This is a genomic window from Acidovorax sp. sif1233 (genome assembly GCF_019218755.1).
GTDB lineage: Bacteria > Pseudomonadota > Gammaproteobacteria > Burkholderiales > Burkholderiaceae_C > Acidovorax.
Genome location: NZ_JAHUWZ010000002.1, coordinates 88,558 through 108,673 on the forward strand (window position 1 = coordinate 88,558; position 20,116 = coordinate 108,673).

The window sequence follows — 20,116 nt, forward strand, 5'->3', positions numbered from 1 at the left end:
GGGGTGCCCACGGCGGTTTGCCATTACAGTCGGGCCGGTAGCAAGCCGGGCAGGGCGGTCCCGCCGGCTGTGGTCCGGGCACCCCGCCCGCCAAGGAGTCTTTTCATGCGTGCTGTAGTGGGTCTGGCCGGGCTGGTGGTGGCGCTGGCTGTGGTGGGTGTCCTTGCCAGAAAGCAGCTGTCCGCCGTCCGCACGCCCGTGCCGTCGCTGCAGACAGCAGCGCCGGCCGGCGGTGCCCCGGCTTCGGCGGCGCAGCCGGCCACGGTGCGCGACCAGAGCCAGCAGATCCAGCAGCAGGTCAAGCAGCAGATGGAAGGCCTGATGCAGCAGGCGCGGCCCATCCCGGACGATGAAAAATAGGATGAAATGGGCTGCTGGCGCTTATCCTTCAAGCGCTGGTGGCTATTATTTGTATAGCAATGACTCCTGACCAAGACGCGCACTGGATGCGCCTGGCCCTGGCCGAGGCGCAAGTCGCCGTGCGCGCCGGCGAGGTGCCCGTGGGGGCCATCGTGGTCAAGGATGGCCAGGTGATCGCCACCGGCCGCAACGCGCCGGTCGAGGGGCACGACCCCACGGCCCACGCCGAGATCGTGGCCCTGCGCGCGGCGGCGCGGCGGCTGGGCAACTACCGGTTGGACGGCTGCAGCCTGTATGTCACGCTGGAGCCGTGTGCCATGTGCAGTGGGGCCATGCTGCATGCGCGCCTGGCGCGCGTGGTGTACGGCGCCGCAGATCCCAAGACGGGTGCGGCGGGCTCGGTGCTGAACCTGTTTGGCCATGCCGAGCTGAACCACCAGACCCAGGTGCGGGGCGGGGTGCTGGCCGACGAGTGCGGCGGCCTGCTCAGCGGCTTCTTCCGGCAGCGCCGCCATCAACAACGCACCGAGGCACTGGCCCGCCATCCGCTGCGCGACGACGCCCTGCGCACGCCCGATGCCGCCTTCGCGGATCTGCCCGGCTACCCCTGGGCACCGCGCTACCTGAGCGACCTGCCCAGCCTGGCCGGCCTGCGTTTGCACTACCTGGACGAAGGCCCGCAGGACGCGCCGCGCACCTGGCTGTGCCTGCACGGCAACCCGGCCTGGAGCTACCTGTACCGGCGCATGCTGCCCGTGTTCCTCTCGGCCGGGGACCGCGTGGTCGCGCCCGACCTGATTGGCTTTGGCAAGAGCGACAAGCCCAAGAAAGAGTCGGCGCACCAGTTCGAATGGCACCGCCAGGTGCTGCTGGAACTCATCGGGCGGCTGGACCTGCGCAACGTGGTGCTGGTGGTGCAGGACTGGGGCGGCATCCTGGGCCTGACGCTGCCCATGGCCTGCCCCGAGCGGTTTGTGGGCCTGCTGGTGATGAACACGGTGCTGGCCACGGGTGATGCGCCGCTGCCCGCCGGATTCCTCGATTGGCGTGCGATGTGCCGCGACAAGCCGCTGTATGGCGTGGGGCGCCTGCTGGCGCGCGGCAACCCGCACTTGGCCGGGGCGGAGTGTGCCGCCTACGACGCGCCGTTCCCCGACAAGGGCTACCGCGCCGCGCTGCGCGCCTTTCCTGAACGCGTGCCGGCATCGGAGGAGGCGCCGGGGGCCGCGCTGTCGCGCCAGGCGCGTGATTTCTGGCAGCAGCGGTGGCAGGGCCGGAGCCTGATGTTCATTGGCGACAAGGACCCGGTGCTCGGGCCCGCCACCATGCACGATCTGCACCGCCACATTCGCGGTTGCCCCGCGCCCACCGTGCTGGCCGACGCCGGGCACTTCGTGCAGGAGCATGGCGAGCCGATCGCGCGGCAGGCTGTGGAATACTTCTCGTTTCCCGGCGCCGGCCGTGCCACCGGCTGACATGGCGCCAGACGGACTCTCTTTTTGACGGAGCAGGCCCCTTCACGGCCTGAGCGCTTTGCAAGACCATTCACACGATCATCCCGATCACGACCATTCCCAGTGCAGCCACGACCACGGCCCCAAGCACATCTACATCTATTCGCCGTCGAGCGCCGTGCAGGACAAGGCCGCCTTCAAGCGCGGCCTCGCCCGGCTGAAGGCCCTGGGCCATGAGGTCGAGGTGGATGCGGACGCCCTGGCCGTGCACACCCGCTTCGCGGGCGACGACGCCACCCGCCTGGCCGCCATCCACCGTGCCGCGGCCAGCGGCGCCGATGTGGCGCTGATCTCGCGCGGCGGCTACGGGCTGTCGCGCATCCTGCCGGGCATCCGCTACAAGGCGGTGGCCAAGGCGATCGCGGGCGGCACGCGCTTCGTGGGCGTGAGCGACTTCACCGCCTTCCAGACCGCGCTGCTGGCCAAGACGGGCGCCACGTCATGGGCCGGCCCTTCGCTGGGCGCCGACTTTGGCGTGGCCGGCGAGCCCGACGACATCATGGAGGCCTGCTTCGACGATTTGCTGACCGGCCATGGCGAAGGCACGGGCTGGCGCATGAACAATGAAAAGCCCGACGCCGCCACGGGCAAGCCGGCCGTCCCCAATGTCTACGTGAAAAGCGCCACGCTGTGGGGCGGCAACCTGGCGGTGCTGGCTTCGCTGGTGGGCACGCCGTACCTGCCGGCCATCAAGGGTGGCGTGCTGTTCCTGGAAGACGTGCACGAGCACCCCTACCGCATCGAGCGCATGCTCACCCAGCTGCTGCACGCCGGCGTGCTGGCCCAGCAGAAGGCCGTGGTGCTGGGGCAGTTCACCAACTTCAAGCTCGCGCCGCACGACAAGGGCTACAAGCTGCAGTCGGTGGTGGACTGGCTGCGCACGCAGATCAAGGCGCCCGTGCTCACGAACCTGCCCTTCGGCCATGTGGCGACCAAGGTGCTGCTGCCCGTGGGGAGCACGGTATCGCTGTCGGTGGAAGGGCGGGATGCGCTGATCTACTGGGGACACCAGCACTGATTCGGTGCTGCCTTCAATCGCCTGCCTCTGGATTCCTGCCCGCTGGGTCCAGGGGATGCCGGGCGGCATGGCACCCGCAGCGGCGGGTGTCCGCCTGGGCTGGGGCTCGGGTCAGGCGTTGCCGGGAGGGGGCTGGGCCGGGCGCAGTGCACGTGGCAACTGGCCCTGGAACAGGGGAGTGACCTGGTCGATCACGCCCCGCGCCCCGGTTTCGCCGCGCAAGGGCACGAGCGTACTGAAGAGATCGGTGCGCAGGTACCACAACGCTTCGATGTCGCCGGCGTAGCGCAGGCGCATGTTCATGCGCGCCACCTCGCAACCGCTCATGCCCGCCAGGCTTTGCAGCATGGCCCGGCGTACCTCCTCCAGCCCGTGGTCGCGCACCCAGGCCGTCGATGACGGCTTATCACGGCCCAGAAGGTCGTGAAGATTGTTGCGGAGATTGGGCTTGTTCCAGCGCATGGAGGGAAGCGGACGCATTTTTTGTAACAGGGTCGGCCAAATTAAGCGGGAGCGAGGCGCCACGCAAGGGGCGCGCTACTGTTTTTGCGTAAAGACAACAGACGCACCTTGTTTGTTGCGAACTTTTACGTGTTTGTTGATTTTTTTGGGATGGGCGGCAAATCGCGGGTGGCAACCGCCGCCATGTACCGCCGGGCCCACGAAATTCACTTTGCCTGGGGCACCCCCGCGGCGCCGTCAGGTCCCGGGTGGCACCATCGGACGCCTGGCGGCGCCGGGCAACGATTCTTGACGCTTTCATGGGTGCGCCGCCAGGGCGCTTGCACTAAACTGATTCACATGATGTTACCAATAGGCCGGTGTCCATGAGCGTGCTGTCGACGATGGTCTTTGCGGACATCTCGGGCAGCACCGCCTTGTATGAAGCGCTGGGTAATGAGCGCGCCACCGAGGCGGTGACCCAGGTGACGCAATGGATCAGCGACACCATCCAGACGCACGGGGGGCGGGTGGTCAAGAAGCTGGGCGACGGGGTGCTGGGCGTTTTTGGCGATGCCGCCAGCGCCGTATCCGCCATGGCGGCCATGCTGCGCGAGCACAAGGCCCGCCAGGAGCGCTGGCCCCAGCCCTTGCGCATGGAAGTGCGCGTTGGCGTGGCCAGCGGCGAAGTGGTGGATGTGGATGGCGACTGCTATGGCGATGCCGTCAACGTCGCCTCCCGGCTGTGCGAGCGGGCCGGCCCGGCCGAGATCTGGGCCACCGAGACCACCGTGCTGCTGGCGGGGGCCGCGCCGGATGTCTGGTACCGCAAGCTGGGCATGATGGACATTCGCGGCAAGGCCGAGCTGCTGATGCTCTACCACGTGGAGTGGCGCGAGGACGAGGCGCCCGACTCCCTCACCATGCAGGCTTCCCTTGTCAGCAACTTTGCGCCGGCAGACTCGATCCTGGGGCACATCCAGTTCTCGTGGCATGGCGTGGACCGCACCTTCACCTCGTCCGACGCCCCCGTCCTGGTGGGGCGGGCGCTGCACGCCCAGCTGTGCGTCGACGATCCGCGCGTCTCGCGCCTGCATGCGCGCATCGACTGGCGCAACAGCGGCTTCGTCCTGACGGACATGAGCAGCTTTGGAACCTGGGTGCGGTTCGAGGGCAGCGATTCGCCCGTGCGGCTGCGGCGCGATGCCTGCATCCTGCATGGCACCGGGCACATCGCGCTGGGCGTTTCCTTCACGGAGCCCAGTGCGCCGACCATGAGCTTCCACGTCGCCGGAGGCAGCGTGCGCCTGCGCTGACGGGCTGCGCGAGGGACTTCCGCCATGGGGCTGCCCGGGCGCCGGGCACCTCCTTCGGGCCGGTCGCGGCCCGGGCGATACGGACACACGACACACCCAACAACAGGAGACAACAAAGATGGCATGGATGAAGCGGACGGCCCTGGGGCTGGTGGCGGCGGCGCTGCTGGCAGGCGCGGGCGCGGCGGTGTATGTGCAGCGGAGCTTTGCGAAACTCGACGGCGAACTGGGCGTGGCGGGGCTGGGCAGCGCGGTGCAGGTGCGGCGCGATGGGGCCGACGTGGCCCACATCCAGGCGCGCACGCCGCAGGACGCCTGGTTCGCGATGGGGTATGTGCACGCGCAGGAGCGCACCTGGCAGCTGGAGTTCAACCGCCGGGTCATGCATGGCCAGCTGTCGGAGGTCTTCGGCCCCGCGACGCTCGAAACCGACAAGCTGATGCGCGCTCTGGACATCATGGGCGCGGCCCGGCGCCAGTACGCAGGCCTGCCGCCCTATGCCAAGGAGGCCTTGCAGGCCTACAGCAAGGGCATCCACGCGTTCCACCTGAAACGGCCCCAGGCCCTGCCCCCCGAATTCCATGTGCTCGGCGTCCAGCCCGGCGGCGCGGCGGGCGCGGTGTGGGAGCCCGAGGACAGCGTGGGCTGGGCGCTGATGATGGCGCTGGACCTGGGCGGCAACTGGGGAACGGAATTCGCGCGCCTGTCGGTCGCGCGGACGCTGGACACCGACCGCCTGTGGCAATTGATGCCACCCTATCCGGGCGAGAAGCCGGCCGCATCGGCCGACCTCGCCGCGCTGTACCGGCAGCTTGGGGTGTACCGCGCGGCTGGCGCGGGCTCCACGGCGGCCGGGCCGGGCGGTGCCGACGGGCTGGCGGCGGCCAGCGGGGCAGCCAGCCGCAAGGACGAAGGCCTGCTGTCGCGGCAGATCAGCGCCGGCATGCTGGCCTGGGCCGATGAGTTGACGCGCAACGCGGGCACCAATGAAGGCAAGGGCAGCAACAACTGGGTGCTGGCGGGAACCCGCACCGTCAGCGGCAAGCCGCTGCTGGCCAACGACCCGCACCTGGGGCTGTCGGCCCCGGCCATCTGGTACTTCGCCGGCATGCAGGCGCCCGCCGGCACCGCGTCGGACGGCACGCCCATCGCCGCCATCGATGCCGTGGGGGCCACCTTGCCCGGCCTGCCATTCGTGGTGCTGGGGCGCACCGACCGCGTGGCCTGGGGCTTCACCAACACGGGGCCGGACGTGCAGGACCTGTACCTGGAGCAGATCAACCCGGCCGATGCGGCGCAGTACCGCACGCCAGAAGGCTGGGCGCCCTTCACGGTGCGCAGCGAAACCATCCGCGTCAAGGGCGGGGCCGACGTGCAGCTGGCGCTGCGCAGCACCCGCCATGGGCCGGTGCTGAGCGACGTGCAGAAGTCGCACGCCGAGGTGCTGGACCTGGGCAAGTACGTGCTCTCGCTGCGCTGGAGCGCGCTGGACGCTGACAACCAGACCGTGCTGGCGGGCTTGAAGACCAACCAGGCCAAGAGCGTGGACGAACTCTTCGAGGGGCTGGCGCACTACCACTCGCCCATGCAGAGCGTGGTGGCCGCCGACGACCAGGGCCACATCCGCTTCAAGGCGGCGGGGCGCGTGCCGCTGCGCGATGCCGCCAACGACATCCGCGGCGTGGCCCCGTCCCCCGGCTGGGATGCGCGCTACGACTGGAAGGGCTGGCTGCCCTACGAACAAACCCCGCAGGACGATGGCAAAGGCAGCGCAGATGGCGCCCAAGGCGCCAGGGGCTGGATCGCCACGGCCAACCAGCGCGTGACGGCGCCGGACTACCCGCACTTCCTCACGCAGGACTGGGCCTTGCCCTACCGCTACGAGCGCATCGCGCAGCTCATCGAGGCCACCGAAAAACACGACGCGGCCAGCATGCAGGCCATCCACCGCGATGTGACCTCGCTGGCCACGCGCCGCCTGCTGCCCCACCTGCAACAGGCGCAGTCCGCACACGCGCTGGCGGCCGCCGCCCAGAAAGAGCTGCAAGGCTTTGACGGCGTGATGGACGCGGGCAAGGCCGCGCCGCTGATCTTCGTGGCCTGGACGGACGAACTCGCGCGCGGCCTCATCATTCCGCGCATCGGTGAAGACCGCTTCACCGCAACCTATGGCAAGCGCGACTACCGCGCGGCGCTCGAAGGCATCCTGGAGCGCAACGACACTTGGTGGTGCCAGCCCGCATCGTGTGCCGGGCAATCTGCCGCTGCCCTGGGCCGCGCGCTCGACCGCCTGCAGGCAGCCTATGGGGCGGACCCGGCCCGGTGGCGCTGGGGCACGGCGCACCCCGCGCTCAGCGTGCACCGGCCCTTTGGCAACGTGCCCGCGCTGGCGCGTTTCTTCGATGTGAGCGTGCCTTCGCATGGCGATGCGTACACCGTGAACGTGGGGCAGTACAACGCGGGCGAGGCCACGGGCCCGTATGTGAACCGCCATGCGGCCTCGCTGCGCGCGGTGTATGACCTGGCCGACCTGGAGCAGTCGCGCTTCATCTACCAGACGGGCCAGAGCGGCCTCGTGTTCTCGCCGCGCTACCGCGACATGAGCACCACGTGGGCCGAGACCGGCTACCGCGCGCTGCAGCGCCAGCCCGCGCGCTGGGTGCACGCGCTGACGCTGACCCCCGCAACCCCCGCGCAGTGACGCGCGCCGCGAGGAGCCACGCCATGGGTTTTGTTCCGTTGATCGAAGTCACCCGGGGCGGCCTGCCCGAGTGCCAGCACTGGGGCGCCGTGGCCGTGGCCCACCGCGAAGGCCGGGTGCTGGCGCGGGTGGGCGACCCGTACACGGTCACCTTCACGCGCTCCACCATCAAGGCGTTCCAGGCGCTGCCCTTCATGCAGGCGGGCGGCGCACGGGCGCTTGGCTGGGGGCCGGGCGAGCTGGCGCTGCTGTGCGCCAGCCACAACGGCGAACCCATGCATGTGGAGCAGGTGGACCGCATGCTGGGCAGCGTGGACCAGGACCACCGCGCGCTGCGCTGCGGCTGCCACCGGCCTCTGTTTGCCGAGCTGGGGCTCGGCCCGTTGCCCGAAGGTTTTGTGCCCGACGAGCGCCACAACAACTGCAGCGGCAAACACGCCGGTTTTGTCGCGCACTGCGTGCGACAGGGGTTGCCGCTGGACGGCCACCTGGACCCGGCCCATCCGCTGCAGGTGGCGATCCGGGAGCATGTCGCGAAGGCAGTGGGGCTCGCACCCCATCAGCTGGCCATGGGCATCGACGGCTGCTCCGCCCCCAACTACGCCATGCCCCTGGCACACCTGGCGCGGGGCTATGCGCGGCTGGCGGGCGGCGCGCCGGATACCGACCTGCACGAGAGCCTGACCGCGCTGGCCGATGCCATGGTCGCGCGGCCCGAGCTGGGCTCGGGCACCGGACGGCACGACCTGGACTTCATGCGCGCAGGGCAGGGCGACTGGGTGTCCAAGACCGGGGCCGACGGCGTGCAGGTGGTGGGCAGCCGCAGCCGGGGCGAAGCCTTCGCGCTCAAGGTCATGGACGGCAACATGGTGGCGCAGGTGGCGGCGGCGGTGGAGGTGATGGACCAGCTCGGCTGGCTCGACACCCGCCAGCGCGAAGCGCTGGCCCCGCGCCGGTCCGCGCGCATCGCCAACGCCAAGGGGCTGCAGGTGGGCGAGCGGAAGGCGGTGTTCAGGCTGGAGCCGGCCGGCGGCTGAAGACCGGGCACGGGGCAAAGCCGGGCCTCCGCGCGGCGCCTGTTCAACGGGTTGTGATAAAAAGTGCCTCCAGCACACTACTGGTAAACGCTGGCAGCTACAAAAATAGTAGCAAATGGCTCCGTATCCGGCAGCACATAGATCACGCCGCGCGACTGGCCGAAAAGCGGCGCGATGAACTGGTTGTAGAACGCCTCGGGCGCATTCACGCAGCCGTAGCTGATGCGCTTGTCCTGCGCGCCCTGGCTGGCCAGGCGCTGGTGGCGGCGCTCGGCGGCGCTCACGCTGCGCACCCGGTGCAGCGACACGGCGGCGTCGTAGTCGATCCAGACGATGTCGTCGCCCTTGAGGTTGCGCCCGGGCTCGGTGACGAAGCGGCCCGCGGGCGTGGTGCGCTCTTCGGGGCGGATCTGCGACAGCGGCCGCTGGCCGATGTCGGGGGCGGACCGGTCGCCCAGCGCCGCACCCAGCAGCACTGGCGCGCTGCCCAGCCATTGCCCCCGGGCCGAGAACACATGGATGCGGGCGGCGGGCTTGTCGATCACGGCAAAAGGCAGGCCCTGGTGGTCGGCGGTGTCGGTGGCCCAGCGCACCAACCGGCGCGCCGTGGGCGAGGCATCCTTGGGCAATTCCGCAGCGCCGACGGGCAGGGTGGCCAGCACACAAGAAGCAGCCAGGGCGGTCAGCGCGAACCGGCGGTTCGCAGTCACAAAAAACATGTCTTCATCCAAAAAAGCGTGCTCATACGCACCGCCGCCGACACTGGCGCGCTGGAGGCCCGTGCACCCGTGGATCTGGCTTCGCCAGTCCACCGGGTGCGTCCCCGTCGGGGGAAGGCGCCATCGGGCGGCTCAGGGTGCTTCCGCCAGGGGGCTTCCTTCCCCCGCCAATGCCCTCAATAATGCCTGCACCCGCGACTCTTGCGAAGCTCCTGCTTCGTCCCTGCAATGTTCGACCGCCTCCGCAAAGCATTCAGCGCATCCGGCAGTTCCGCGTCCACCCCGGGCCGGCCGGTGACCAACCGCGACGTATCCCGCTGGGCGGCCGGCCAGCGGCTGGCGATCGTGGCGCATGCGACCGACGGGCATTTCGACCTGGGCGGCGATATCCACGGCCACCCCTGGCGGCTGGAATGCGGCGCGCCCACGCGCGAATATCTGCAGGGCCTGGAGCTGCGCGGCCGCGCCGACGTGGGCGCCGACCCGGATGCCGCGGTGATGGTGATCAACCGGCCCTTGCAGGAGGTGCTGGAGGGCACCGCCTACGACGCCATCACGGACACATTGCAGACCGCCGTGAGCAGCAGCCTGCCCGAGGAAATGCGCTGGCTTTCGATGTACGAGGAAATGTCCTGGCCCGGCCTGCCCGCGTCGTTCCGCGAGCATTTCACCGTGGTGTCCGAGCGCATCGAGCTGGCCCAGCGCTGGATCCATGCGCCCGTGGTCTCGCAGCTGCTCAACGCGGTGGAAGGCGAGGGCGGCGCCGAGCGGGCGAAATCGCCGCTGGTGCTGATGCTGGCGCGGGGCCGCGTCTATCTGCGCATGGAACACACGCAGCGCAGCCTGGCCGAGATCGCGCATGCCAAGCAGCTGCTGCTGGTGGCGGGGCAGGCCGCGCTGCAGAACCTGCCGCCCATGTCGGTGGCAGGGCCGGACGACGAGCCGGGCATTGCCGGGTAGTGTTGCAAGCGCCCGCCAAACGAAAACGGGGCCAGTGGCCCCGTTGTTCATGGTGCGGCATGCACCCCCCCCCCGCAAAACTGGCGCGCTCCAGGCGAGTGCACCGTGGAGCTGGTGTCGCCAGGCCACCGGGTGTGTCCCCCTCCCGCGTGCTACGCGAGCGAGGGGCTGAGTGCCACGGCTCCCCGCATGCCTGCGCACGCTGGGACGGCAGCAAAGAGCGGTCGCCTCTGGCGGAGCTTCATCCTCCGCGCGTGATGGGTACGCCCGCGTCGCGGCCGTAGGTGCCGTACTTGCCCAGCTCCCACTTGGCGATCGCGTTGCGGTGCACCTCGTCGGGGCCGTCGGCAAAGCGCAGCGTGCGCGCATTGGCATAGGCATAGGCCAGCGGGAAGTCATCGCACATGCCGCCACCGCCGTGCACCTGCATGGCCCAGTCGATCACCTGGCAGGCCATGCTGGGCGCCACCACCTTGATCATCGCGATCTCGGTCTTGGCGACCTTGTTGCCGGCCACGTCCATGAGCCAGGCGGCCTTGAGCGTGAGCAGGCGCGCCATGTCGATCTTGCAGCGGGCCTCGGCGATGCGCTCCTGCGTCACGGTCTGCTGGGCCACGGTCTTGCCGAAGGCCGTGCGCGACGAGGCGCGCTTGCACATCAGCTCCAGCGCACGCTCGGCCAGCCCGATGAGGCGCATGCAGTGGTGGATGCGCCCGGGGCCCAGGCGGCCCTGGGCGATCTCGAAGCCACGGCCCTCGCCCAGCAGGATGTTGGAGACGGGCACACGCACGTTCTCGAAGGTCATCTCGACGTGGCCATGGGGCGCGTCGTCGTAGCCAAACACATTGAGCGGGCGAATGACGGTGATGCCCTTGGCGTCCGCCGGCACGAGCACCATGCTCTGCTGCGAATGGCGGGGGGCATCGGGGTCGGTCTTGCCCATGGTGACGAACACCGCGCAGCGTGGATCGGCCGCGCCGGAGATCCACCACTTGCGGCCGTTGATGACGTATTCGTCGCCCTGGCGCTCGATGCGCGTTTCGATGTTGGTGGCGTCGCTGGATGCCACGGCCGGCTCGGTCATGGCAAAGGCCGAGCGGATCTTGCCCTCGAGCAGCGGCTTGAGCCAGCGGGCCTTGTTGGCGTCATCGCCGTAGCGCGCGATGGTCTCCATGTTGCCGGTGTCGGGCGCCGAGCAGTTGAACACCTCGCTGGCCCATGGCACGCGGCCCATGATCTCGGCCAGCGGGGCGTATTCCTGGTTGGTCAGGCCCGCGCCGTCGTATCCGGAGGCCGCCGCGCTGTCCACCGGCAGGAACAGGTTCCACAGGCCTGCCGCCTGGGCCTTGGGCTTGAGGTCCTCGATGGTCTTGAGCGCGCTCCAGCGCTTGCCCGCCGCCGTGTTGGCCGCCAGCTCGGCGGAGTAGGTGGCTTCGTTCGGATAGACGTGGTCATCCATGAACTGGAGCAGCCTGGCCTGCAGTTCCTTGGTTTTGGGCGAGTAGTCAAAGTCCATGGGTTTCTTCTCCGTTGGTAATCGTGGGGCGCCTCATCCCCGCTGCGCGAACGACCAGGCCAGCTCGGCCATCGGCCGTGCCGTGTCGCCCGAGGCCTTGGCCTGCGCGCTGGAGGCGGTGCCCGCCTCCACCCGCTTGGCGATGCCCTGCAGGATGGCGGCGATGCGGAACATGTTGTAGGCGAGGTAGAAGTTCCAGTCGGCGCGCAGCGCCTCGGGCGTGGCGATGCCGGTGCGCTCGCAGTAGCGGCGGATGTAGCTGTCTTCGCCGGGAATGCCCAGGGCCGCGAGGTCCTGTCCCGCGATGCCCCGACCCATGGCGGCGGGGATGTGCCAGCTCATGCAGTGGTAGCTGAAGTCGGCCAGCGGGTGGCCCAGGGTGGACAGCTCCCAGTCGAGCACGGCGATCACGCGGGGCTCGGTGGGGTGGAACATGAGGTTGTCCAGCCGGTAGTCGCCGTGCACGATGGACACGTGGCCTTCATCGCGCGCGCTCGCCGGCATGTGGGCGGGCAGCCATTCCATGAGCTTGTCCATCTCGGGAATGGGCTGGGTGATGGAGGCCACGTACTGCTTGCTCCAGCGGCCGATCTGGCGGTCGAAATAGTTGCCCGGCTTGCCATAGCCGGCCAGGCCCCGGTCGGCGAACTTCACGGTGTGCAGCGCAGAGATCACGCGGTTCATCTCGTCGTAGATGGCGCCGCGCTCGGCGGGCGACATGCCGGGCAGCGACTGGTCCCACAGCACGCGGCCCTGCATGCACTCCATCACGTAGAAGGCGCGGCCGATGACCGACTCGTCCTCGCACAGCACGTGCATGCGGGGCACGGGCACGTCGGTGCCATGCAGGCCGCTCATCACCGCAAATTCGCGCTCGATGGCGTGGGCCGATGGCAGCAGCCTGGCCACGGGGCCGGGCTTGGAGCGCATCACGTAGTGGGCGCCGGGGGTGATGAGCTTGTAGGTGGGGTTGGACTGCCCACCCTTGAACATCTCCACCGTCAGGGGGCCGGCAAAGCCTTCCATGTTCTGCGTGAGCCAGGCTGTCAGCGCGCCGATGTCGAACGCGTGCTGGTCGGAGACGGGACGGGTGCCAACGAAATGGTCAAAGTTGCTCATGGACGGGGCGAGGGTTCGGTCAGTCAGTTGTCGGTTTCAGCAATGCGCATGAGGGCGTCGCGATCGCGCACCACCAGGCCGCCCGGCTCGATGCGGATGGCGTCCTCGCGCTCCATGGCCTTGAGCTCCTGGTTCACCCGCTGGCGCGATGCGCCCAGCAGCTGCGCCAGTTCTTCCTGCGCCAGCTGCAGGCCGATACGCATCTCGCTGCCGTCCGACAGGCTGGGAATGCCGTAGCTGCGCACCAGGTGCACGAGCTGCTTGGCCAGCCGCGCGCGCAGCGGCAGGGTGTTGAGGTCTTCCACCAGGCCGTAGAGCTGGCGGATGCGCCGCGCATGCAGGCGCAGCATGGCTTCGTAGAACTCGGTATGCGCCGCGAGGATCTTCCTGAAGTCGGCCTTGGCCACGCACAGGATCGTGGTGTCGCCGTGCGCATAGGCATCGTGCGTGCGCCGGTCCCCGTCGAAGATCGCCACGTCGCCGAACCAGATGCCCGGCTCCACATAGGTCAGCGTGATCTGCTTGCCCGAGATGGAGGTGGAGCTCACCCGCACCGCGCCGCGCGCGCACGCAATCCACTCCTCGGGCGGGTCGCCGCGCGCGGCGATGAGGCCGCCGTCCTTGAAGCGTTTGACGTATGCACATCGCAGGATGTCGTGGCGTAGTGAAGGTGAGAGGGAAGAAAACCAGCGACCTGAGTTGATCGCTTCACGTTCTTCGATAGTAAGAATCGGGTCGTCCATGGTCTGTCTTTTGTGTGACTGGAAACAGGCCCATTGTCGCGTCAGGGACCTTCGCGCAGCGTCAGGGTTGTCACCTGCGTGTCTGCAGCAGGCCCGCCATGCAAAAGCCCCTGGGTGCTTGGCGGCATCCCAGGGGCTTCATCGTGGATGGTGGTGGCCGTCGGCGTGCGGTCACCGCCGGCAGCGTGCGGGGCTATTCGTAGCGAGGCACACGCTTTTCAAGGAACGCGGTGATGCCCACGCCGCCGTTGGCATGGTGCAGGTTGGTCACGAAATGACTGCGCTCCTGGCCCAGGTGGTGGGTGAGGCTTGCATGGGGTGCTTCATTGATCAGCTCCTTGATGCTGGCCAGCGCATTCGGCGCACGCGCATTGAGCTGCTCGGCCAGGGCGAGCGCGGCATCGAGTGCGCCCCCAGTTTCGGCAAGTCGGTTGACCACGCCCAGCGCGTGCAGGCGCTCGGCGCCAATGCGGTCGCCACACATCAGGATCTCCGTGGCCACCTGGCGGGGCAGGGCATGCACCAGGCTCCAGCTCGCGCCGCCGTCCGGGGACAGGGCCACGTTGCTGTAGGCCATCACGAACACGGCATTGCGCGCGGACACGATGAAGTCGCAGGCCAGCGCCAGCGAGAAGCCGGCACCGGCGGCGGCCCCCTCCACCGCGGCGATCACGGGCTTGGGATAGGTGCGGATGGTCTCGATCCAGTTGTGCAGCCCCTCGATGCTCTGGGCCTGCACCTCCGGGTCCTGCTGGCGGTTGGCCAGCAGGCGCTGCAGGTTGCCTCCCGAACAGAACATGCCGTCCGCGCCCGTGATGACCACGCTGCGGATGTCGGGGCTGCTTTCGGCCACGCCCAGCGCCTCCACGCCCGCCGCGTACATCGCAGGGTCGATGGCATTGCGCCGTTCGGGATTGCGAAGGGTCAGGATCAGGGTCTGGCCCTGGCTGGTGCTCTGGAGTTCTGCGGGCATGTGCGTGGGTTACCTTGTGAAGGGCTGCGGACGGTTCACGTGGGGGTGTGCAGTCGGTCTGGAAGCAGGGCCCGTGCGGTGCGCGCGGCCGGCGCCAGCGGCCGCCGCGCCCCGCAAGGAGCCTTCATTCATTCATTCATTCATTCCTCCACATGCGTGAGGCTCAGGCCGATCGCGCCGCGCCGGCGCAGCCAGGGGCTGGGGCGGTAGCGGGTGTCGCCATAGACGGTCTGCATGTTGAACAGCACTTCCAGGATGTTGGTGGGACCCCAGCGGTCGCCCATGGCCAAAGGCCCCAGCGGATAGCCCAGGCCCAGCGTGACGGCGGTTTCCAGGTCCTTGGGAGAGCAGATGCCTTGCTGGCAGATGTCGCTGGCGATGTTCACGATGGTGGCCACCACGCGCTGCGTGACGAAGCCGCCGCTGTCGCGGATCACGCTCACCGCCTTGCCGTCGCGGGCGAACAGCGCATGCGCCGCGTTGCGGATGTCCACGCGCGTGGCCGGGTTGGTCGCCAGCACGCGGCGCCTGGTGGCGGCATCGTCGATCAGCATGTCGATGCCGATGGTGCGGGCCGGGTCCAGGCGCTCGACCACGGCGACGGTGGTCACGTCAAAGCCCAGCGGCGCGACGAGCGTGATGGCCTGGGGCGAGGGCGATGGGCCGGTTTCGATGGTGGCGCCCAGGTCCTTCAGCAGCTGGTACAGCTCGGCGCGCCGTGCCGCGCGGGGCGACACCCATACCGGGGGAAGGTCGGTCACCACCGGGGGCGGTGCCTCTGCGGGGATTTGCGCCACGCCCTCCACGTAGCGGTAAAAACCTTCTCCCACCTTCTTGCCCACCACGCCGCCGGCCAGGCGCTGCGCGGTGATCACGCTGGGGCGAAAACGCGGCTCGTCGTAGTACTGGCGGTAGATGGATTCCATCACCGGGTGCGACACGTCCAGCGCGGTGAGGTCCATCAGCTCGAACGGGCCGAGCTTGAAACCCACCTGGTCGCGCAGGATGCGGTCGATGGTGGCGAAGTCGGCCACGCCTTCGCCCACGATGCGCAGGGCCTCCGTGCCGAAGCCGCGCCCCGCGTGGTTCACGATGAAACCCGGGGTGTCCTGCGCCTGAACGGGGGTGTGGCCCATCTCTTTGGCATAGGCCGCCAGGGCGGTGCAAATCGCGGGGTCGGTCTTGAGGCCCGCGATGACCTCGACAACCTTCATCAACGGCACCGGATTGAAGAAGTGAAAACCCGCCAGCCGCTGCGGGCGCTGGAGCGCCGCCCCAATCGCGGTCACGGACAGGGACGAGGTGTTGGTGGCCAGCACGGCATCGCTGCGCACCACGGACTCCAGTTCGGCAAACAGCTTCTGCTTCACATCCAGCCGCTCGACGATGGCTTCGATCACCAGGTCACACGCGGCCAGATCGGCCACTGCCTGCACCGGGTGCAGCCGCGCAGCGAGGGCCGTGGCTTGATCGGCATCAATGCGCCCTTTGGCGACCAGCTTGCTCCATTGGTCTTGGAGCGCAGCCTGGGCGGCCTGGGCGGCGCCTGGGGTTGCGTCGAGCAGAAAAACCTGGCTGCCGGCCTGCGCGGCGATCTGTGCAATGCCCCGACCCATGGCGCCGGTGCCCACGATTGCGATGTTGGGAAACTGAATTTTCATAGCGCCATTATGGCTGTGGCGTTGCGTGGGACTTATGTGCAAGAATGGGCTGCGCCAAAAACAGAATTTATTGTGAAAATCCGTAACACCATTTTTGGGACCGGTCTGTGGGTGGTTGCTGCGGGCGCCTCGGCACTTTCGCTGGGAGGCAGCAGAGGCACGGTGGTGTTGGGTGCACCGGTGGATCTGTCGTTCGATGTGCAGCCCGATCCAGGCACGGACGTGGCCTCTTCCTGTGTGACGGCGCAGCTGAAGGCGGGGGATACGCCGGTTGGCGATGCCAGGGTGCGTGTCGTGCCCCTGCCCGACATGCGCGGGCGTTCACCGGCCGTGCGGGTGCAGGCGGCCATCGCGGTGGATGAGCCTGTGTTGCTGGTCACCTTGTCGGCGGGATGCACGGGCAAGGTCACGCGCACCTACACTTTTCTTGCGGAACTTCCCGTCACGATGGCCCGGTCGGCAGCGCCGATCGATGTCGCGCGGCTGCCTTCTTTCCCCGAAGGTGGCGCGGAAGCCCCCGGTGCGTCCCCGGGCGCGGCGGGCCAGCGAGCGGCCAGGCCGGCAGCACCCGCGGCGGCACCTTCTGCACCATCGCCTTCCGCGATCCGGCCCGCCACGGCACCGCCTCCTGCCGGCGCGGCGGAGCCCGTTTCCCGCAGTGCGCCCGCACGGCAGCCAGCGCGCGGCACGGCACGGCCCCCGGCCAGCGCCGCGTTGCCCCCGGCCAAGGGCACGGCGCAGGTGGCAAGGCCGGCGGACCAGGCCCGGCTCGTGGTCGAGCCGCTCGATATCTGGGTGGACCGGCCGGTGGCATTGCGTTCATCGCCCGGGTTGTTGGCCGTTCCTTCGGAGCAAGCCTCCGCGCAGCGCACCGAGGCCGCCGCCGTGTGGAAGGCGCTGAATGCCCAGCCGGATGATGCCCGCCAGGACAGCGGCCGGCTCAAGGCGCTGGAGAACGATGTGGCCACGCTGCGTGCGCAGGCGGCCCGCGACCGGGCCAGCGCGGCGCAGTTGCAGCAGCAGCTGGAACTGGCCGAGAACGACAGATTCCCGGCCACGGTGGTGTATGTGCTGGGCGGCTTGCTGTTGCTGGCATTGCTGCTCGCGGCGTGGACATGGACGCGCTTGCGCAGCGCCTCCGACAAGGCGGTGCGCGCGTGGCGCGATTCCGTGGCGGCGCTGGGCGGGCGCGATGCAATGGCCGCGCACGAAGCCGCCCTGGGCCTTGCGCCCCATCCGGGCGATGCCTGGCTGTCATCCGGCGAATCCCCGGCTTCCGAAGCGGCGGCAGTGGCTTCCACCGCAACCGCGGCGCCCGGGCCCGCCTTCGTGGCCACCGCCCCCGTGCCGAGTGCGCCCGCGCCGCTGCCGGCCAGCCCGCCCCCCGCTGCAGCACCGCCCCAGCCCGTGCTGCACATCGTCAGCCCCGAAGAGCTCTTCGACATTCAGCAGCAGGCCGAGTTCTTCATTTCGGTGGGGGAGCACCAGCAGGCCATCGAGGTGCTCAAGAAGCACATCGCCGAGCGGGGCGATACCTCGCCCCTGGCGTATCTGGAGCTTCTGCGGCTTTATCACACGCTGAGCCGGGTGGAGGAGTTCTCGCAACTGCGCGCCCAGTTCATGCGCTCGTTCAATGCGCAGGTACCCGAATTTACCGGCTTCCACCGCACCGGCCGCATGCTCTATCACTACACCGATGCGCTGGCGGAGATCGAGGCCGAATGGACCTCTCCGTCCGTGCTCGGGCTGTTGGAGAAATTGCTGTTCCGGCAGGACGGCGCCGCGTCGGTGGAGCCGTTTGATCTGGCGGCCTACGACGACCTGCTGCTGCTGCTGGCCATCGCGCAGACCACCCCGGCAAGCGCCCGGGGCGCGCCGGCGCCCCGCAAGCGCACCACGCCACTGGCCGAGCCGCGTGTCGACGCGCAGGTGCTGGCAGCGCCGCCCGTGGCGCCGGCAAGCACAGCGGGGGGCGGCCTGCCGCTGGATTCGCTGTCCGCGAGCCTGGAGTTCGATCTGGGCGAAATGCCTTCGGCCACAGGATGGCCGCCGCAGGAACTGGCGGCCACCGCGCCTTCCATGCCCGACGCTGACACCCGGGGTGCGCCGCTGGACCTCGATCTCTCGGAGCCGCCCCACCTGACGCTCAGCGATTTGCCGCCCGTGCCCGTGACCGCACCACCGTCCTCGGGCCAGGCGGTGGGCTTCGGCATGGACAACGACCTGGTGGAGCTGCGGCTGGAGCTGGAGCAGAAGAAGGCCGACCGCAGCTAGGCCGCGGCGGCTCGCCCTCCGGCCCCCGCGGGCCTGGCCTTACTCCACCATCCCGCGCATGAGCTGCGCGGCCGTGGCTTCGGGGTCGGAGGCATTGACGATGGCCCGCACGACGGCGATGGACCCCACGCCCGTGGCGCGCACCTGGGCAAACTGCTCCGCCCCGATGCCGCCAATGGCCACCTGGGGGTAGTGGCGCAGCAGGCGCGCATAGGCACCCAGCCGGCCCACGCCCTGTGGCGCGGTGGCCATCTTCTTGAGGGTGGTGGGAAACACGGCACCCATGGCAATGTAGCTGGGCCCCACGGCATCTGCGCGCACCATTTCCGCGTAGCCATGGGTGCTGACCCCCAGGCGCAGGCCCGAAGCGCGCAGCGCCCGAAGCTCGTCGGGGGCCAGTGCATCCAGGTCTTCCTGGCCCAGGTGGATGCCGTAGGCGCCCGCCTGGATGGCCACGCGCCAATGGTCATTGATGAACAGCAGGGCGCCCGTGCCCTCGACCGCCTGCACGGCGGCGTGGACCTCCTGCGCAATCGCGTGCTCGTCGGCGGATTTGAAGCGCAGCTGCACCGTGGGCACGCCCGCGCGGGCCATGCGGCCCACCCAGCCGGCATCCGGCAGCACGGCGTACAGGCCCAGCCTTTCCGGGCAGGGGGCGAACGCATCGGCGCGCGGCCGGGGCACCAGGCCAAAGTCCTGTGGCTCGTCGGGCCACTGGGCTGGCTGGAAGGCGCCCGTGCGCAGGCTCTGCGCCATCCAGGCCTGGGCCAGGCATTCCGCGTCGTGGGCAATGAAGCCCAGCGTGCTGCAGGCCTGCAGGGCTGCCAGGTAGGCGGGTTCCTGCCGCGTGGGCTCCGGGACAGGCTCGGCGCCAAAGCCCGCGAAGGTGGGGGCGTGGTGCGCAAGAAGGGCCTGCACCATGGCGCTGGTGTCGTCACGCATGTTGTTCGTGGTGCCAGAAGGGGGTGCCGAGCACGGGCGTGCTGGGCTGGGCGGCCTCCTGCGCCGCCATGGCACCGGCCTTGCGCGCGGCACGCCCGGCATTCACGGCGTCGGCGAACGCGCCCGCCATGGCCACCGGGTCCTGCGCCAGGGCCACGGCGGTGTTCAGCAGCACGCCGTCATAGCCCCATTCCATCACCTGGCAGGCATGCGACGGCAGGCCCAGGCCCGCATCCACGAGCATGGGCACGTCGAGGCGCTCGCGCAGCGTCTGCAGTGCATAGGGGTTCACGGGGCCACGCCCGGTGCCGATGGGCGCTGCCCAGGGCATGACGGCCTGGCAGCCCACATCGACGAGCCGCTGGCACAGCACCAGGTCTTCCGTGCAGTACGGCAGCACCTGAAAACCTTCCTTGATGAGGTGTTCCGCCACGCCCACCAGGTTCAGCGTGTCGGGCTGCAGCGTGTAGTCGTCGCCGATCAGCTCCAGCTTGATCCACGGTGTGTTGAACACCTCGCGCGCCATCTGCGCGGTGGTGATGGCCTCTTGCGCGCTGTGGCAGCCGGCGGTGTTGGGCAGCACGGGCACGTTGAGCTTGCGCAGCAGCTCCCAGAAGCTGCTGCCGCTTTCGGCCGGGTTGCTGCCCTGGCGGCGCAATGACGCGGTGACCATGGCGGGCTGCGCGCGCAACACGGCGGCTTCGAGCACCGCAGGGGATGGGTAGCGCGAGGTGCCCAGCAGCAGGCGGCTGGCGAACTGTTGGCCGTACAGCACCAGGGGGTCTTGGGGCGTCGAGGTGGTCATGAATTTACTATCTTTTT

Annotated in this window: 17 protein-coding genes; 8 read left to right on the forward strand and 9 right to left on the reverse strand. The window is 69.2% G+C overall.

The genetic code is table 11. The features are described from left to right. Positions 1-105: 105 nt before the first annotated feature. Genes KW843_RS07800 through KW843_RS07810 form a run of 3 tightly spaced genes read left to right on the forward strand, consistent with a single transcriptional unit; the run spans position 106 to position 2,892 of the window. Entirely contained in the window at positions 106-360 is a 255-nt protein-coding gene (locus KW843_RS07800) for a hypothetical protein (RefSeq protein ID WP_218294581.1), read from the forward strand. 59 nt (positions 361-419) lie between these two features. Continuing rightward, the gene (gene tadA / locus KW843_RS07805) at positions 420-1,835 is read left to right on the forward strand and encodes a tRNA adenosine(34) deaminase TadA (protein ID WP_218294582.1); all 1,416 of its coding nucleotides are present in this window, start codon (positions 420-422) and stop codon (positions 1,833-1,835) included. A 58-nt stretch (positions 1,836-1,893) separates the two neighbouring features. After that, a complete protein-coding gene (locus tag KW843_RS07810) occupies positions 1,894-2,892 on the forward strand; it encodes an LD-carboxypeptidase (protein ID WP_218294583.1) in 999 nt (332 codons plus the stop codon). A 111-nt stretch (positions 2,893-3,003) separates the two neighbouring features. Here the strand turns inward: KW843_RS07810 and KW843_RS07815 are convergent, their stop codons facing one another. Beyond that, the gene (locus KW843_RS07815) at positions 3,004-3,372 is read right to left on the reverse strand and encodes a hypothetical protein (protein WP_255594638.1); all 369 of its coding nucleotides are present in this window, start codon (positions 3,370-3,372) and stop codon (positions 3,004-3,006) included. A 347-nt stretch (positions 3,373-3,719) separates the two neighbouring features. On the opposite strand from KW843_RS07815, the gene KW843_RS07820 reads away from it, so the two are divergent. The 3 genes from KW843_RS07820 to KW843_RS07830 all read left to right on the forward strand — a co-directional run bounded on the left by KW843_RS07820 (position 3,720) and on the right by KW843_RS07830 (position 8,387). Beyond that, positions 3,720-4,649, forward strand: coding sequence for an adenylate/guanylate cyclase domain-containing protein (locus KW843_RS07820; RefSeq protein ID WP_218294584.1), 930 nt, complete (start codon positions 3,720-3,722; stop codon positions 4,647-4,649). Between the two features lie 118 nt (positions 4,650-4,767). Beyond that, positions 4,768-7,350 (forward strand): penicillin acylase family protein, encoded by a 2,583-nt coding sequence (locus KW843_RS07825; RefSeq protein WP_218294585.1) that lies wholly within the window; start codon positions 4,768-4,770, stop codon positions 7,348-7,350. Between the two features lie 23 nt (positions 7,351-7,373). Then, entirely contained in the window at positions 7,374-8,387 is a 1,014-nt protein-coding gene (locus KW843_RS07830) for an asparaginase (protein ID WP_218294586.1), read from the forward strand. A 77-nt stretch (positions 8,388-8,464) separates the two neighbouring features. Here the strand turns inward: KW843_RS07830 and KW843_RS07835 are convergent, their stop codons facing one another. Beyond that, positions 8,465-9,106, reverse strand: coding sequence for a hypothetical protein (locus KW843_RS07835; protein WP_218294587.1), 642 nt, complete (start codon positions 9,104-9,106; stop codon positions 8,465-8,467). 228 nt (positions 9,107-9,334) lie between these two features. On the opposite strand from KW843_RS07835, the gene KW843_RS07840 reads away from it, so the two are divergent. Beyond that, positions 9,335-10,066 carry a hypothetical protein gene (locus KW843_RS07840; RefSeq protein WP_218294588.1) on the forward strand — a complete coding sequence of 244 codons (732 nt, stop codon included), beginning with the start codon at positions 9,335-9,337 and terminating at the stop codon, positions 10,064-10,066. Between the two features lie 241 nt (positions 10,067-10,307). Here KW843_RS07840 and KW843_RS07845 read toward each other — a convergent pair whose 3' ends face one another. The 5 genes from KW843_RS07845 to KW843_RS07865 all read right to left on the reverse strand — a co-directional run bounded on the left by KW843_RS07845 (position 10,308) and on the right by KW843_RS07865 (position 16,078). Next, complete coding sequence (locus KW843_RS07845; protein ID WP_218294589.1) at positions 10,308-11,582, reverse strand: acyl-CoA dehydrogenase family protein; 1,275 nt, start codon at positions 11,580-11,582, stop codon at positions 10,308-10,310. Between the two features lie 33 nt (positions 11,583-11,615). After that, positions 11,616-12,701, reverse strand: coding sequence for a phosphotransferase (locus tag KW843_RS07850; RefSeq protein WP_218294590.1), 1,086 nt, complete (start codon positions 12,699-12,701; stop codon positions 11,616-11,618). Positions 12,702-12,724: 23 nt separating this feature from the next. After that, positions 12,725-13,444 (reverse strand): Crp/Fnr family transcriptional regulator, encoded by a 720-nt coding sequence (locus KW843_RS07855; protein ID WP_218294591.1) that lies wholly within the window; start codon positions 13,442-13,444, stop codon positions 12,725-12,727. Positions 13,445-13,637: 193 nt separating this feature from the next. Beyond that, positions 13,638-14,417 carry an oxepin-CoA hydrolase, alternative type gene (locus tag KW843_RS07860; RefSeq protein ID WP_218294592.1) on the reverse strand — a complete coding sequence of 260 codons (780 nt, stop codon included), beginning with the start codon at positions 14,415-14,417 and terminating at the stop codon, positions 13,638-13,640. Between the two features lie 140 nt (positions 14,418-14,557). Beyond that, complete coding sequence (locus tag KW843_RS07865; protein ID WP_218294593.1) at positions 14,558-16,078, reverse strand: 3-hydroxyacyl-CoA dehydrogenase; 1,521 nt, start codon at positions 16,076-16,078, stop codon at positions 14,558-14,560. Positions 16,079-16,150: 72 nt separating this feature from the next. Here KW843_RS07865 and KW843_RS07870 point away from each other — a divergent pair, with 72 nt between their 5' ends. Next, the gene (locus KW843_RS07870; protein WP_370628461.1) at positions 16,151-18,352 is read left to right on the forward strand and encodes a hypothetical protein; all 2,202 of its coding nucleotides are present in this window, start codon (positions 16,151-16,153) and stop codon (positions 18,350-18,352) included. A gap of 39 nt (positions 18,353-18,391) precedes the next feature. Here KW843_RS07870 and thiE read toward each other — a convergent pair whose 3' ends face one another. Both thiE and KW843_RS07880 read right to left on the reverse strand, forming a co-directional pair. Then, positions 18,392-19,294, reverse strand: a complete 903-nt coding sequence (gene thiE, locus KW843_RS07875) for a thiamine phosphate synthase (RefSeq protein WP_218294594.1) — start codon at positions 19,292-19,294, stop codon at positions 18,392-18,394. Beyond that, positions 19,287-20,099, reverse strand: a complete 813-nt coding sequence (locus KW843_RS07880) for a thiazole synthase (protein WP_218294595.1) — start codon at positions 20,097-20,099, stop codon at positions 19,287-19,289. Before KW843_RS07880 ends, thiE begins: the two co-directional genes overlap by 8 nt. Between the last annotated feature and the right edge of the window lie 17 nt (positions 20,100-20,116).

Excerpts from the sequence above, each read along its gene's own strand:
- KW843_RS07815 (WP_255594638.1), bottom strand. The coding sequence starts at position 3,372 with ATGCGTCCGCTTCCCTCCATGCGCTGGAACAAGCCCAATCTCCGCAAC.
- KW843_RS07855 (WP_218294591.1), bottom strand. The coding sequence starts at position 13,444 with ATGGACGACCCGATTCTTACTATCGAAGAACGTGAAGCGATCAACTCA.
- KW843_RS07865 (WP_218294593.1), bottom strand. The coding sequence starts at position 16,078 with ATGAAAATTCAGTTTCCCAACATCGCAATCGTGGGCACCGGCGCCATG.
- KW843_RS07820 (WP_218294584.1), top strand. The coding sequence starts at position 3,720 with ATGAGCGTGCTGTCGACGATGGTCTTTGCGGACATCTCGGGCAGCACC.
- KW843_RS07800 (WP_218294581.1), top strand. The coding sequence starts at position 106 with ATGCGTGCTGTAGTGGGTCTGGCCGGGCTGGTGGTGGCGCTGGCTGTG.
- KW843_RS07840 (WP_218294588.1), top strand. The coding sequence starts at position 9,335 with ATGTTCGACCGCCTCCGCAAAGCATTCAGCGCATCCGGCAGTTCCGCG.
- KW843_RS07835 (WP_218294587.1), bottom strand. The coding sequence starts at position 9,106 with ATGTTTTTTGTGACTGCGAACCGCCGGTTCGCGCTGACCGCCCTGGCT.
- KW843_RS07860 (WP_218294592.1), bottom strand. The coding sequence starts at position 14,417 with ATGCCCGCAGAACTCCAGAGCACCAGCCAGGGCCAGACCCTGATCCTG.
- KW843_RS07880 (WP_218294595.1), bottom strand. The coding sequence starts at position 20,099 with ATGACCACCTCGACGCCCCAAGACCCCCTGGTGCTGTACGGCCAACAG.
- thiE (WP_218294594.1), bottom strand. The coding sequence starts at position 19,294 with ATGCGTGACGACACCAGCGCCATGGTGCAGGCCCTTCTTGCGCACCAC.
- KW843_RS07825 (WP_218294585.1), top strand. The coding sequence starts at position 4,768 with ATGGCATGGATGAAGCGGACGGCCCTGGGGCTGGTGGCGGCGGCGCTG.
- KW843_RS07845 (WP_218294589.1), bottom strand. The coding sequence starts at position 11,582 with ATGGACTTTGACTACTCGCCCAAAACCAAGGAACTGCAGGCCAGGCTG.
- tadA (WP_218294582.1), top strand. The coding sequence starts at position 420 with ATGACTCCTGACCAAGACGCGCACTGGATGCGCCTGGCCCTGGCCGAG.
- KW843_RS07850 (WP_218294590.1), bottom strand. The coding sequence starts at position 12,701 with ATGAGCAACTTTGACCATTTCGTTGGCACCCGTCCCGTCTCCGACCAG.
- KW843_RS07830 (WP_218294586.1), top strand. The coding sequence starts at position 7,374 with ATGGGTTTTGTTCCGTTGATCGAAGTCACCCGGGGCGGCCTGCCCGAG.